Source organism: Prauserella rugosa, from assembly GCF_000719975.1.
Lineage (GTDB): Bacteria > Actinomycetota > Actinomycetes > Mycobacteriales > Pseudonocardiaceae > Prauserella > Prauserella rugosa.
Map to the genome: position 1 here is coordinate 138,892 of NZ_JOIJ01000011.1, position 14,536 is coordinate 153,427.

Below are 14,536 nucleotides of genomic sequence, written 5' to 3' on the forward strand. Positions count from 1 at the left end.
TGGACCCGATCTCCCGCGTTCGCCACCGAGCACGCGCGCCGAGTCCCGCAACGGAACCCAGAAGGAGTCCGCAGTCATGGCCAAGCTCTCCCCTCTGCTCAAGCAGGCGACGCCGGTCGTGGTCGACCACGGCGAGGGTGCCTACCTGTACGACACCGACGGCCGCAGGCATCTCGACTTCACGGCGGGCATCGGCGTGACGAGCACCGGCCACTGCCACCCCCGGGTCGTCGCGGCGGCGCAGGAGCAGATCGGGAAGCTCGTCCACGGCCAGTACACGACGGTCATGCACAAACCGCTGCTCGAACTGTCGGAACGACTGGGTGACGTCCTGCCCTCGGGTCTCGACTCGCTGTTCTTCGCCAACTCCGGCAGTGAGGCCGTCGAGGCGGCCCTGCGCCTGGCCAGGCAGGCCACGGGACGTCCCAACGTCGTGGTGTTCCAGGGCGGGTTCCACGGGCGGACGGTCGCCACCGCCACGATGACGACGTCGGGCACGCGCTTCAGCGCCGGCATCTCGCCGCTCATGGGCGGCGTGCACGTGGCGCCGTTCCCGTTCGCCTACCACTACGGCTGGGACGAGCGCACCGCCACCGAGTTCGCACTGCGCGAGCTCGACTACCTCTTCGCCACCGTCACCGCGCCCAACGAGACGGCCGCGTTCATCATCGAGCCGATGCTGGGCGAGGGCGGCTACGTGCCCGCCAACTCGGAGTTCATGGCCGGCCTGCGCCGGAGGGCCGACGAGCACGGCATCCTGCTGGTCATCGACGAGATCCAGACCGGATTCGGCCGCACGGGGCGGTTCTGGGGACACGACCACTTCGACGTCCGCCCCGACGTCATGACGATCGCCAAGGGCCTCGCGAGCGGGTTCCCGCTGTCGGGCATCGCCGCCTCCGAGGAGCTGATGGCCAAGGCCTTCCCCGGTTCGCAGGGCGGAACCTACGGCGGCAACGCGGTTTCGTGCGCCGCCGCTGTGGCCACACTCGACGTCATCAACGACGAGAACCTCGTGGAGAACGCGGCGGCACGGGGCAAGCAGCTGCTGGACGGCGCCCGCGCCGTGGCCGACAAGACCTCGGCGATCGGCGACGTGCGAGGGCTGGGGCTGCTCGTCGGCTCGGAGTTCACGGCCGCGGACGGCACGCCCGACAACGCCACCGCACAGGCGGCACAGAAACTGGCGGCCGAACGCGGTCTGCTGATGCTCACCTGCGGCGCCTACATGAACGTGGTCCGCATGATCCCGCCGCTCGTGGTCACCGCCGAGCAGATCGACGAGGCACTCGAGATCTGGTCGGGCGTCGTCGCCGACGTCACCGCCTGAGCGGGTTGCGGACACCGGAAGGGAACGACAGTGGCTCGCTACATCACCATCACACTCGACAAGCGTGGCGTCTCGTGCCGCGCACGCCTGCTCGACGACGAGGCACCGCGGACGTGCCAAGCCGTGTGGGACGCGCTGCCGCAGAGCGGAGCGGCCTACCACGCGAAGTACGCGCGCAACGAGATCTACACGCTCGTGCCGCCCTTCGCGCAGCCGAAGCCGGGTCGCGAGAACCCGACGATCACCCCGATCCCGGGGGACGTCTGCTACTTCGGCTTCGAGGCGTGGGAGATCGGCAACCCGGCCTACGGCTACGACGAGGGCAGCGCGGCACACGGCGACCAGGGCGCCACCGACCTGGCCATCTTCTACGGCCGCAACAACCTGCTCATCAACGGCGACGCGGGCTGGGTGCCGGGCAACGTCTTCGCCACGATCGAGGAGGGCCTCGACGAGATGGCCTCGGCCGCCCAGGACATGTGGCTGCGCGGCGTCGAGGGCGAAACGCTGACCTACGCGCGCGCCTGAACGAGCGCGAACCACGGGGCGGGCACACGCGATGTGCCCGCCCCGACGCGTGTCCGAGGCCCGCCCGACCCGGCTTCTCCTCACTCGAACGGGTGGTTGACGTGAAACTACTTCGCGTAGTCCGCCGTCACCCGTCGGGGAAGCCGCGACAGCAGTGCACCACCAAGATCAATATCACCGAGGGTGACCACAAGCGTTGTCATCACGGCGCGTGATCACCACCCGCGGCGCCCCCACCCGACCTCGAACACGAAAGCCTTACGTGTTTAGACTGAAGGGATTTCACATTCCCGATCGGGGCCTTCCTACGCGTTTTGACACAAACCGGTCAGCGCTGAAAACGTTGCCGTGCTTTCGAAAGCAACGTGTGCGCACACGATCGGAATGTTCACTTCAACTCCAGAAGGAGCCCCTCGAATGCAGTTCATCGCCATGCAGGGTGGAGACGTCATCACCAACATCCTGGCCTCGCTGTCCCACCTGCTCGGCTGGCTGGTCTGATCCAGGTGAGCAACCGAGAGTGACCACCGGGGTCGATACGTTGGCGCGGATCGACCCCACCACTCGCTCTCCCCGGTGCCGGCCCACCCACACACCTCCGTGGGCCGGCACCGATGCCGGGGCCGCCGCTTCGGCAGGATGATCGACATCGCCCTCGACCCGGCTCCCCACCGCCGGAGCGAAGGGGTGCCACCCGGGCTCGGGCGGCGGTAACCTGCAGGCGGCTCACAGCGGAGGTGTCATGGACGCGGACGTCATCGTCGTCGGCGCGGGACTGGCCGGTCTGGTCGCGACGGCGACCCTCGCCGAGGCCGGCCGCCGCGTCGTCGTGGTCGACCAGGAACCCGAGTCGTCCCTGGGTGGTCAGGCCTTCTGGTCGTTCGGCGGCCTCTTCCTCGTGGACAGCCCCCAGCAGCGCAGGCTCGGCGTCCGCGACTCCCACGAACTCGCCTGGCAGGACTGGGTCGGCACCGCGGGCTTCGACCGCGACGAGGACCACTGGCCGCGCCGCTGGGCCGAGGCGTACGTCGACTTCGCAGCCGGTGAGAAACGCGCCTGGCTCTCCTCCCTTGGCATCAAGTTCTTCCCCGTCGTCGGCTGGGCCGAACGCGGTGGCTACGGCGCCATCGGTCACGGCAACTCGGTCCCGCGCTTCCACATCACCTGGGGCACCGGGCCGGGAGTGCTCGAGCCGTTCGTCCGCCGCGTCCGGGACGCCGCGGCACGGGGACAGGTGGAGCTGCGGTTCCGCCACCGGGTCGACGCACTGACGACGAAGGGCGGCACGGTCGACGGCGTCGCCGGCTCGGTGTTGGCGCCGAGCGACGTCGCCCGCGGCGAGAGCAGCTCGCGCGAGGTCACCGGCGAGTTCGAACTGCACGCCCCTGCCGTCCTCGTCGCCAGCGGCGGTATCGGCGGCAATCCGGAGCTGATCCGCAGGAACTGGCCGGACCGGCTCGGCACGCCGCCCGAGTCGATGCTCTCCGGCGTGCCAGCCCACGTGGACGGCCGCATGCTCGGCATCAGCGAGGACGCGGGCGGACACCTGATCAACCGCGACCGCATGTGGCACTACGTCGAGGGAATCACGAACCACTCGCCCGTGTGGCCGCAGCACGGCATCCGCATCCTGCCCGGCCCCTCCTCGCTGTGGTTCGACGCCACCGGACAGCGCCTGCCCGTGCCGCTGTTCCCCGGCTTCGACACCCTCGGCACGCTGGCTCACCTGCGCCGCACCGGACACGACCACTCCTGGTTCGTGCTCACGCAGAAGATCGTCGAGCGCGAGTTCGCGTTGTCCGGCTCGGAGCAGAACCCCGACCTGACCGGCAAGGACCTGCGCATGACGCTCCAGCGCGTCAAACCGGGACCGCCGGGCCCGGTGCAGGCGTTCCTCGACCGGGGCGCCGATTTCGTCGTCGCCGACAACCTCGACGACCTCGTCCGCGGCATGAACTCCAAGACCGACGAGGACATGCTGTCGGTCGAGGCGATCCGCCGCGAGGTCGTGGCCCGCGACCGCGAGATGAGCAACGAGTTCACCAAGGACCTTCAGGTCACGGCACTGCGCGGGGCCAGAACCTTCCGCGGCGACAAGCTGATCCGGGTTGCGTCACCACACCGCATGCTCGACCCGAAGGCCGGTCCGCTGATCGCGGTGAAGCTGCACCTGCTGAGCCGAAAGACCCTCGGCGGCCTGGAGACCGACCTCGACGGGCGCGTGCTCGGATCGGACGGTGAGCCCGTGCCGGGGTTGTACGCGGCGGGCGAGGCCTCCGGATTCGGTGGCGGCGGCATGCACGGCTACCGATCGTTGGAAGGGACGTTCCTCGGCGGGTGCCTGTTCACCGGACGTCGCGCCGGGCAGGCACTCGCGAGTGCGGGCTGACCACACGGTTCGGAAGCGGAGGGAAGAGCATGGGTGAGGCCACGACCGGCGCGCAGGCACTGCTGACGACGTTGGCGGATGCGGGCGTCGAGGTCGTGTTCGCCAACCCGGGGACCTCGGAGATGCACTTCGTGGCGGCCCTCGAGGAGAACCCACGGGTGCGCGGTGTCCTCGGGCTGGCGGAAGGCGTGGTCACCGGCGCGGCCGACGGGTACGCCCGCATGACCGGTACACCCGGCGTGACGTTGCTGCACCTGGGCCCGGGGTTGGGCAACGGACTGGCCAACCTGCACAACGCGCGCCGCGCCCACTCCCCCGTGGTGAACGTCGTCGGCGATCACGCGACGTACCACAAGGCCTTCGACGCTCCCCTCGAATCCGACATCGACTCGGTCGCGGGCACGCTCGGCTGGGTGCGCCGGTCGCACAGTCCCACGGACGTCGGCGCCGACGCCGCGGCCGCACTCGCCGCCGCGCAGGACGCACCCGGCGGGGTCGCCACGCTCATCCTGCCGGCCGACGCGTCGTGGGGCGAGGGTGGTGTCGCAGCGTCCGCCCTGCCGTCGCGCGCACCCGAGCCGTCCTCCACAGTGGACCCCGTCGCGAAGGTGCTGCGCAGCGGGCAGCCGACGGCATTGCTGATCGGTGGGGCGGCCTGCCGTGGTGCCGGACTGCGCGCCGCGAGCCGGATCGCCGCCGCCACCGGCGCGCGGTTGTTGGCCGAGACGTTTCCCGCCCGCATCGAGCGCGGCGCGGGACTGCCGAACGTCGAGCGGCTCGGCTACCTCGCCGAACAGGTCGAGCACCAGCTCGACGGCGTCCGGCACGTCGTGGTCGCCGGCGCCAAGCCTCCGGTGTCGTTCTTCGCCTACCCGGGCAAGCGCGGCGACCTCGTCCCCGAGGCGGCGCAGCTGCACACGCTCGCGTCGCCGACCGAGGACGCGGTGGCTGCGCTCGACACGCTGGCCGACGACCTCGCTCCCGGCGTCGCGCCCGTGCTCGCCGAGCCACACCGCCCCGCACTGCCGTCGGGCGAGCTGACCGTGCAGAACTGGGTGGAGGTCGTCGGCGCACTGCTGCCCGAACACGCCGTCGTCGTCGACGAGACGAACACGTCCGGCCTCCTGCTGGCTGCCGCCACGGCGGGCGCACCCGCGCACGACGTGCTGACCCTCACCGGCGGTGCGATCGGCCAGGGACTTCCGGCGGCCACCGGTGCCGCGGTCGCGGCACCCGAGCGCCCGGTGATCAGCCTGCAGGCCGACGGCAGTGCGATGTACACGATCTCGGCACTGTGGACGCAGGCGCGCGAGAACCTGAACGTCACCACGGTCATTCTCAACAACCGCGCCTACGCGATCCTGCGCATGGAGCTGCAGCGGGTCGGCGCGACGGCGAGCACCGACCCCGCGTCGGCGAGCCTGTTCGACCTGTCCGCACCGGACCTCGATTTCGCGCGCATTGCCGAGGGCATGGGTGTGCCGGCCTCCACGGCGACCACCGCGGAGGAACTCGCCGACCGCTTCCGCAGGGCCGTGGCCGAACCCGGTCCGCACCTCATCGACGCCCGGATCCCGCCCCTGCTGTAACCCGCTCGCCCACCTACGCGTCGACGCGAGCGGCTCCCGGGAACCGCAACACGCGCGCCCGTAGGCGCAACACGCGACCCCCAAAGCGCAACACGGGGCCCTCAGGACGCAACACGGCCCCGGTCGCTGCGGCGACCGGGGCCGGGTGCGTTCGGCTCAGGCTGGGGCGATCACTCGTAGATCTCGCCCTTCTCGGCCTTCTCCACCAGCGAGGCGGGCGGCTGGAAGTGGTCGCCGTAGCGCTCGGCGAGTTCCCTCGACCGCGCCACGAAACCCTTCAGGCCTCCCTCGTACTGGTTGATGTACTGGATCACGCCACCGGTCCACGGCGGGAAACCGATGCCCATGATCGAGCCGATGTTGGCGTCCTCGACGGTGTTGAGCACGCCCTCGTCGAAGCACTTCACCGTCTCGAGCGCCTCGGCGAAGAGCATGCGCTCCTTCAGGTCCTCGAACGGCACGTCGCCGCTGCCCGAGTTGAAGGCCTCCCGCAGGCCCGGCCACAGCCGCGTCCGCTTGCCCTCGTCGTCGTACTCGTAGAAACCGGCGCCCGACGAACGGCCCTTACGGTCGTACTCGTCGATCATCCTGTCGATGACGGCCTCGGACGGGTGTGCCTCCCACGTGCCGCCCGCGGCCTCGACGGCCTCCTTCGTCTCGAGGCGGATCTTGCGGGGCAGGGTGAGCGTGAGCTCGTCCATCAGCTGCAGCGGCGGAGCCGGGTAGCCGGCCTGCGCGCCCGCCTGCTCGATGGTCGCGGGCTCGACACCCTCACCCAGCGCGGCGACGGCCTCGTTGATGAACGTGCCGATGACGCGCGAGGTGAAGAAGCCACGGCTGTCGTTCACGACGATCGGCGTCTTCTTGATCTGCAGCGTGTAGTCGAAGACCTTCGCCAGCGTGGCGTCGGAGGTCTTCTCGCCGCGGATGATCTCCACGAGCGGCATCTTGTCCACCGGCGAGAAGAAGTGGATGCCGATGAAGTCCTCCTGCCGCTGCACACCGTCGGCGAGGCCGGTGATGGGCAGGGTGGAGGTGTTGGAGCCGAGCACCGCGTCGGGGTTGACGATGTCCTCGATCTCCTGGAACACCTTGTGCTTGAGCTCGGTGCTCTCGAAGACGGCCTCGATGACGAAGTCGACGCCCTTGAGGTCGGCGGGGTCGGCGGTCGGCGTGATGCGGCCCAGCAGCGCGTCCGAGCGCTCCTGCGTGGTCTTTCCGCGCTTAAGGGCCTTCTCCTCCAGCTTGACCGCGTAGCCCTTGCCCTTCTCGGCGTTCTCCTGCGAGACGTCCTTGAGCACCACGTCGATGCCTGCCTTGGCCGACACATAGGCGATCGCCGCGCCCATCATGCCCGCACCGAGCACACCGACCTTCTTGGCCTGGTACTTCTCGTAGCCGTCGGGCCGCGAGCCGCCTGCGTTGATGGCCTGCAGGTCGAAGAAGAACGCCTTCGTCATGTTCTTCGCGACCTGGCCGGTGACGAGGCTGACGAAGTAGCGGGTCTCGATCAGGCCCGCGGTCTCCACGTCGACCTGCGCACCCTCGACGGCGGCGGCCAGGATCGCGCGCGGAGCCGGCATCGGCGCACCCTTGAGCTGCTTGCGCAGGTTCGCGGGGAACGCAGGCAGGTTCGCGGCGAACTTCGGGTTGGACGGCGAGCCGCCCGGAATCTTGTACCCCTTCTGGTCCCACGGCTGCACGCCGCCCTCGGGGTTGTCCTTGATCCACGCCTTCGCCTTCGGCAGCAGCTCGTCCACAGAGGACACGAGCTCGTGCACGAGGCCGAGTTCGAGTGCCTTGGCCGGCTTGTGCCGCTGTCCCTGCACCAGCACGTTCAGCACGGCGCTCTGGATACCCAGCAGGCGGACCGTGCGGACGATGCCGCCGCCACCGGGAAGCAGGCCCAGCGACACCTCGGGCAGGCCGATGACGGTGCCCTTGACGTCGGCGACGATGCGACGGTGGCAGGCCAGCGCGATCTCGAGGCCGCCGCCCAGTGCCGCGCCGTTGATGGCGGCGACGACGGGCTTGCCCAGAGTCTCGAGCCTGCGCAGCTGCGCCTTCAGCTCGTTGGTCATGTCCGTGATCTCGGCGGCGTCCTCGGGCGTCGCCTTGATCAGGTCGTTCAGGTCACCACCGGCGAAGAACGTCTTCTTCGCCGAGGTCAGCACGACACCGGTGATGGAGTCCTTTTCGGACTCCAGGCGGTCCAGCACGACACCCATGGACTCGCGGTAGTCGGCGTTCATGGTGTTCGCCGACTGCTTCGGGTCGTCCATCGTCAGCGTGACGATGCCGTCGGAGTCCTGCTCCCAGCGAATGGTCTTGGCTTCAGTCATTGTTCTCGCTCGCCCTCACACACGCTCGATGATCGTGCCGATACCCATGCCGCCGCCGATGCACAGCGACAGCAACGCGCGCCGCTCCTGGCGCCGCTCCAACTCGTCGACCATCGTGCCGAGGATCATCGCGCCGGTGGCGCCGAGCGGGTGGCCCATGGCGATGGCACCGCCGTTGACGTTGACCTTCTCCTCGGGGAGCTTCAGGTCCTTCATCCACTTCATGACGACCGAGGCGAACGCCTCGTTCAGCTCGAACAGGTCGATGTCGTCGGTCGTCAGTCCGGCCTGCGCCAGCACCTTCTCCGTGGCGGGCGTGGGGCCGGTGAGCATGATCGTCGGGTCGGAACCGGTGATCGCGGCCGAGACGATGCGGGCGCGCGGGGTCAGGCCGAGGTCCTTGCCGACCTGCTCGTTGCCGATCAGCACGAGCGCGGCGCCGTCGACGATGCCGGAGGAGTTGCCGCCGGTGTGCACGTGGTCGATCTTCTCGACCTGGTGGTACTTCTGCAGCGCCACCGCGTCGAAGCCGCCCATCTCGCCGATGCCCTCGAACGCCGGCTTGAGCTTGGCCAGATCCTCGACGGTGGTGCCGGGGCGACGGTGCTCGTCGTGGTCGAGGATCGTGACGCCGTTGATGTCCTTGACGGGCACGACCGACTTGGCGAAGTACCCGCCCGACCAGGCGGCTTCGGCTCGCTCCTGCGAACGGACCGCGAACCGGTCGACGTCCTCCCGCGAGAAGCCCTCGAGCGTGGCGATCAGGTCGGCACCGATGCCCTGCGGCACGAAGTAGGTGTCGTAGTTCGTCGCGGGGTCGGTGAACATCGCACCGCCGTCGCTGCCCATGGGCACCCGCGACATCGACTCGACACCGCCCGCCAGCAGCAGTCCCTCCCAGCCGGAGCGGATGCGGGCGGCGGCCTGGTTGACGGCCTCGAGACCGGACGAGCAGAAGCGGTTCAGCTGCACGCCCGCGACCGTGTCGGGCAGGCCGCCAGCCATCGCGGCGCCTCGGGCGATGTCCGCGCCCTGGTCACCCACCGGCGATACGACGCCCAGGATGATGTCCTCGATCCTGGCCGGGTCGAGACCCGGGTGCCTGCGTTTGAGCTCGTCGATCAGACCCGTGACCAGGTCGACCGGCTTCGTTCCGTGCAGGGCTCCGCCCTTGTTCTTGCCACGAGGCGTGCGGATCGCCTCGTAGATGAACGCCTCTGTACTCACACCAACGGTCCTTCCTCACGGCTGGCGCCCGCGCACGCAGCCGACAATGTCGACGGTGACTCACTCGGGTGCTTCGGTGCTAATCGCTACTAACATAATCCGCCTTATTCCCATGGTGTCAATGGGTTGTCAGCAGAACATGCGACGCTAAAGTTGTCTCACCATGGCACCGACAGCTCCCGGCGGTAAACGCCCCCGCGACCGCAAGACGCAGCTGGCCGCCGTCGCGGCCGAGCTGTTCCGCGGACGTGGCTACCACGGGGTCGGCATCAACGACATCGCCGCGGCGGCCGGGATCACCGGACCCGCGCTGTATCGGCACTTCAAGGACAAGCAGGCGATCCTCGCCCACGTGCTGAGTGCCGGACTCGAGGAGCTCGAGGCCGCGACCGACGCCGCACTCGCCGCCGGTGAGGACCCGACCCCGAACCAGGTGCGCACGTTGCTGGCCGAGCTGGCGACCAAGTCCGTCGAGCGCAGGGACGTGGCGGCGCTGTGGCGCTGGGAGGGCAGGCACCTCGACGCCGACACCCAGCGCGGCCTGCGGGAACGGTCGGCGGCCATCCTCTCGGCATGGACGAAGGTGCTGTTGCGGGTCCGTCCCGAGCTGCCACCCGAGGACGCCGAGCTGCTGTGCTGGGCATGCCTGTCGGTGTTCGGCAGCGTCGCCGTGCACCGCACGAGCGTGCCGAAGCGGCGGTTCGAGCAGCTACTGGTGGACATCGCCCTGCGTGTGCTGCACACCGACCTGCCGGACACGGGCGATCCGGAGATCGAACGCCTGAAGGAAAGCCAGCAGGCCCCTGCGCTCGGGGCACCCTCACGCCGGGAGCAGATCCTCACCGCCGCCACCGAGTTGTTCCGCGCACACGGTTTCACCGCGGTGAGCATGGACGACATCGGGAGCGCGGCGGGGATCGCCGGCCCCAGCGTCTACCGACACTTTCCCAGCAAGGCGAGCCTGCTGGGGGCCATCGGCCGCAGGGCGGGCGACCGGCTGGTGCGCGGCGCCGAAGAGGCATTGCGCGCCGACGGCGAGTGGCCCGCTCTGCACCGGCTCGCCGAGTCGTACGTGGCGACGTTGGCCGGTCCGCCCGAGCTGCTCGTGTCGTTCTCCGCCGACCGCGTGCACATCGACGAGCGCGACCGGCCCGAACTCCTGCGGATCCAGCGCGATTACGTCGCGCGCTGGGTGCAGCTGCTCGAGACGGCGAGGCCGGAGCTGGACGCGAAGGAAGCCAGGATCACCGTGCATGCGGCCCTGACCGTGGCGAACGACCTCACCCGAACCCGCCGCGTCAACGGCAGGCCGAACCTGCGGGCCGAGCTGGTCACCCTGATGGGAGCCGTCCTCGGCCAGCAGGAGACCTCGGCCCGGCCCGGCTGATCCTTCTCACCCGCCGAACGGACCCCTACTGGCGAGTCACCAGTGTTCGGGTTAACCTACTGGCGAGTAGGTAACCGAAGGGGACAACTGTGGCTCGACAGAATCCGCAGCAGGGGCGCGACGCCATGGGGCTCGGCCTCGCCGCGCTGAACCGGCTAGCAGGCAGCAAGCTCCTCGACCGCACCGGACTGCGCAAACCGGTCGAGAACATCGTCGCGTCGACGACGCGCGCCGGGTTCCAGGCGGTCGGCACGGCGAATCGCACGTTCAAGGCGACGACGCGCCTCGGCAAGCCAGCGCGCCTGGACAAGGCGCCGGAGGCATCGCTGTTCGACCTCGAGCCGACCGAAGAACAGCAGATGATCGTCGAGACCGTCGGCGAGTTCGCGGCCGAGCAGCTGCGGCCCGCCGCCGCGGAGGCCGACGACAAGCTCGCTCCCCCGGACGGCCTGCTGACCCGCGCCGCCGAACTCGGCGTCACGCAGATCGGCATCCCCGAACAGCTCGACGGCGTCGGTTCCGAACGGTCGGTCGTCACGAACGCGCTGGTCGCCGAGGCCCTGGCGCACGGCGACCTCGGCCTGGCCGTCGCCGTGCTCGCGCCGTCTGCGGTGAGCACCGCCCTCGTGCAGTGGGGCGACGCCGACCAGCAGGCCACCTACGTACCCGCCTTCGCCGGCGAGCACGTCCCGGCGGCGGCACTGGTGCTGCAGGAGCGCACCCCGCTGTTCGACCCGTTCGCGCCGAGGACCCGCGCGAAGCGCACGCCGAACGGCTACCGCCTGGACGGGGTGAAGTCGCTCGTACCCCGTGGTGCGGACGCCGAGCTGTTCATCGTCTCGGCCGACCTCGAAGGGCGCGGCCCCGCGCTGTTCATCGTCGAGTCGGGCACGTCGGGCGTGTCCGTGGAGGCCGAACCCGCGATGGGCCTGCGCGGCGCGGCCACCACGACGCTGAAGCTGGACGGCGTGAAGCTGCCCGCCGGCGCACTGCTGGGTGGCGGCGACCGCGAGACGTTCGCCGAGGTCGTGCGCCTGTCCCGCATCGGGTGGGCCGCGCTCGCGTGCGGCACCGGCAAGGCCGTGCTCGACTACGTGATCCCGTACGTCAACGAGCGCGAGGCGTTCGGCGAGCCGATCAGCCACCGGCAGGGCGTGGCGTTCCAGGTCTCGGACATCGCCATCGAACTCGAGAGCATGCGGCTCACGATGCTGAAGGCCGCCTCCAGGGCCGAGCAGGGCCGCCCGTACGCCCGTGAGGTCGCGCTGGCGCGGAAGTTGGCCACGGACAAGGGAATGCAGATCGGCAGCGCGGGTGTGCAGCTGCTCGGCGGGCACGGCTTCATCAAGGAGCACCCGGTCGAGCGCTGGTACCGCGACCTGCGCGCCGTCGGCGTCCTCGACGGCATCGTTCTGCTGTAGCCGTTCTCCTGTAGCGCGTTCGTCTTCAAGAGCACCGCGGAAAGGGCTCATTGTGATCAATCTCGAGATCCCCAAGAAGGCCAAGACCCTGGTCAACCAGGCGCACCAGGCCGCGGCCGAGGTGTTCCGGCCGATCTCCCGCAAGTACGACAAGGCCGAGCACGCCTACCCGTCCGAACTGGACATGCTCGCCTCCCTCCTCGACGGGCTGAACTCGTCGGGTGAGGGCGGCGCGGGTGCGGCCGGGGTCCGCAAGTCCGAGGACGACAAGGACAAGGGCAACCGCAACGGCGGCAACCTGTCCACTGTGCTCGGTGCCATCGAGATGTGCTGGGGCGACGTCGCCCTGCTGCTGTCGATGCCGCGTCAGGGCCTCGGCAACGCGGCCATCGCCTCGGTCGCCAACGACGAGCAGTTGGAGCGGTTCAAGGGCAAGTGGGCCGCGATGGCGATCACCGAGCCCGGCTTCGGTTCGGACTCGGCGGCCGTGAGCGCCACGGCCGAGCTCGACGGCGACGAGTACGTGCTCAACGGGGAGAAGATCTTCGTCACGGCGGGCGACCGCGCCGACTGCGTGGTCGTGTGGGCTTCGCTCGACAAGTCGAAGGGCCGCGCGGCGATCAAGTCGTTCGTGGTGGAGAAGGGCACGCCGGGCTTCGAGGTGGTGCGCCTCGAGCACAAGCTCGGCATCCGTGCCTCCGACACGGCGGTGCTACGGTTCGACAACTGCCGTGTGCCGAAGGAGAACCTGCTCGGCAGCCCGGAAATCGACACCAAGAAGGGCTTCGCGGGGGTCATGCAGACCTTCGACAACACGCGCCCCTTGGTGGCCGCCATGGCGGTCGGGCTCGCGCGGGCGGCGCTCGAGGAGACGCGCCGCATTCTCGAGCAGGCCGGGGTCGAGATCGACTACGACAAGCCGGCGAACTCCCAGAGCGCGGCGGCCGCCACGTTCCTGGAGCTGGAGGCCGACTACGAGGCCTCCTACCTGCTGACGCTCGAATCGGCGTGGATGGCCGACAACCGCAAACCCAACTCGCTGCAGGCCTCGATGGCGAAGGCGAAGGCGGGACGGTCCGTTGTGGACATCACGCTGCGCTGTGTCGAACTGGCCGGCGCCTACGGCTACACCGAGGACTCGCTGCTGGAGAAGTGGAGCCGCGACTCGAAGATCCTCGACATCTTCGAGGGCACCCAGCAGATCCAGCAGCTCATCGTGGCCCGCCGCCTGCTCGGCAAGAGCTCCGCAGAGCTGAAGTAAGGGCGGAAGCCCCGACTCTGAAAGGTCTCCCCTTCCGGCAAGCGCGGGAAGGGGAGACCTCGAGCGCCCGCCGGACGTCCGATCTCCGGCGCGCGGTGGCTCTCCGAGAGGACTACGCAGCCTCGTCCAGGAAGCCGGTCACCGCGGCGTTGAACGCACGTGGTTGTTCGAGGAACGGACAGTGCGCCGCGTCGTCGATCACCGTGAGCCGCGAGCCGGGGATGTGTTCGTGCAGGTACGGCGCGTTGCCCGCGGGCACGGAGACGTCCTGGTCCCCGGACACGACGAGGGTCGGCACGGTGATGTCGGCCAGCACGTCGCGGTAGTCGGCGTTGAGGAAGTCCCACGACGCACGCGAGGCGCCCGCCGGATGACACCGGGCCATGTCCGCGATCGCCCACTCCAGCACGTCCCGGCCGGGATCTCCCGCGAAGAACTGCGGCGCCAGGCCACGCACCGCGGTGGCCAGGTCGCCCCGGATCAGGTCGACCCAGTTCTTGGCGTCCTCCAGTCCGAGGAAGCCGTGCTCCCAGTCCGGCGCCTTCATCAGCCGCGGCCCCGCCCCCACGAGGGTCGCCGACCGCAGCGCACGCGTGCCGAACAACTCGACGTACTGCATCACGGTCGATCCGCCACCCGACCAGGCCAGGACGTGCACCTGCGGTTCGCCGACGGACGCGATGACGTCCGCCAGATCGGCGGCCATCCTGCCCATGCGCTGCCCGCGCTCGGTCTTCTCCGACTCGCCCTGCCCACGCGGGTCGTAACAGATCACCCGGAAGCGGGACGTCATCTCGTCGGTGAACTGCTCCCGGAACCACCGGTGCGACACGCCCCATCCCGGCACGATCACCAGCGGAGGGCCCGAACCGGCCTCCGTGACGTACAGCTCGACACCGTCGCTCGCCGTCAGCATCCCCATTGATGTGCCCTCCGACCAAGACCCGGAGAACATGATGATGGTTCCACGGATAGACACCGTGCCCCGTTCGCCGGATTCGGCTTGTATGACTCTGTTTCGGGTGGCCGAAACACTGCGACCACCCGAGAGTCTCAACAGGA

10 protein-coding genes are annotated in these 14,536 nt (G+C 69.5%); 7 read left to right on the forward strand and 3 right to left on the reverse strand.

Going from position 1 to position 14,536, the window contains the following annotated elements:
• Window positions 1-76: 76 nt before the first annotated feature.
• The 4 genes from IF64_RS0116735 (at window position 77) to IF64_RS0116755 (ending at window position 5,836) form a co-directional block, all read left to right on the forward strand.
• The gene (locus IF64_RS0116735; protein ID WP_030533068.1) at window positions 77-1,330 is read left to right on the forward strand and encodes an aspartate aminotransferase family protein; all 1,254 of its coding nucleotides are present in this window, start codon (window positions 77-79) and stop codon (window positions 1,328-1,330) included.
• Between the two features lie 30 nt (window positions 1,331-1,360).
• On the forward strand, window positions 1,361-1,858 hold the full coding sequence (locus IF64_RS0116740) for a DUF3830 family protein (protein ID WP_030533069.1): 498 nt from the start codon (window positions 1,361-1,363) through the stop codon (window positions 1,856-1,858).
• Between the two features lie 742 nt (window positions 1,859-2,600).
• Complete coding sequence (locus IF64_RS0116750) at window positions 2,601-4,247, forward strand: FAD-binding dehydrogenase (protein WP_030533070.1); 1,647 nt, start codon at window positions 2,601-2,603, stop codon at window positions 4,245-4,247.
• A gap of 29 nt (window positions 4,248-4,276) precedes the next feature.
• Window positions 4,277-5,836, forward strand: a complete 1,560-nt coding sequence (locus tag IF64_RS0116755; RefSeq protein ID WP_030533071.1) for an acetolactate synthase large subunit — start codon at window positions 4,277-4,279, stop codon at window positions 5,834-5,836.
• Window positions 5,837-6,006: 170 nt separating this feature from the next.
• Here the strand turns inward: IF64_RS0116755 and IF64_RS0116760 are convergent, their stop codons facing one another.
• Together IF64_RS0116760 and IF64_RS0116765 are read right to left on the reverse strand one after the other, a co-directional pair.
• Window positions 6,007-8,178, reverse strand: a complete 2,172-nt coding sequence (locus tag IF64_RS0116760) for a 3-hydroxyacyl-CoA dehydrogenase NAD-binding domain-containing protein (RefSeq protein ID WP_030533072.1) — start codon at window positions 8,176-8,178, stop codon at window positions 6,007-6,009.
• A gap of 15 nt (window positions 8,179-8,193) precedes the next feature.
• The gene (locus tag IF64_RS0116765) at window positions 8,194-9,405 is read right to left on the reverse strand and encodes an acetyl-CoA C-acetyltransferase (protein ID WP_030533073.1); all 1,212 of its coding nucleotides are present in this window, start codon (window positions 9,403-9,405) and stop codon (window positions 8,194-8,196) included.
• A gap of 163 nt (window positions 9,406-9,568) precedes the next feature.
• Between IF64_RS0116765 and IF64_RS0116770 the strand changes: the two genes are divergently transcribed.
• The 3 genes from IF64_RS0116770 to IF64_RS0116780 all read left to right on the forward strand — a co-directional run bounded on the left by IF64_RS0116770 (window position 9,569) and on the right by IF64_RS0116780 (window position 13,474).
• Complete coding sequence (locus IF64_RS0116770) at window positions 9,569-10,792, forward strand: TetR/AcrR family transcriptional regulator (protein WP_030533074.1); 1,224 nt, start codon at window positions 9,569-9,571, stop codon at window positions 10,790-10,792.
• 125 nt (window positions 10,793-10,917) lie between these two features.
• On the forward strand, window positions 10,918-12,213 hold the full coding sequence (locus IF64_RS0116775; RefSeq protein WP_211252601.1) for an acyl-CoA dehydrogenase family protein: 1,296 nt from the start codon (window positions 10,918-10,920) through the stop codon (window positions 12,211-12,213).
• 52 nt (window positions 12,214-12,265) lie between these two features.
• On the forward strand, window positions 12,266-13,474 hold the full coding sequence (locus tag IF64_RS0116780; protein WP_030533076.1) for an acyl-CoA dehydrogenase family protein: 1,209 nt from the start codon (window positions 12,266-12,268) through the stop codon (window positions 13,472-13,474).
• Window positions 13,475-13,586: 112 nt separating this feature from the next.
• On the opposite strand, the gene IF64_RS0116785 is transcribed toward IF64_RS0116780, so the two are convergent.
• A complete protein-coding gene (locus IF64_RS0116785) occupies window positions 13,587-14,396 on the reverse strand; it encodes an alpha/beta fold hydrolase (RefSeq protein WP_030533077.1) in 810 nt (269 codons plus the stop codon).
• Between the last annotated feature and the right edge of the window lie 140 nt (window positions 14,397-14,536).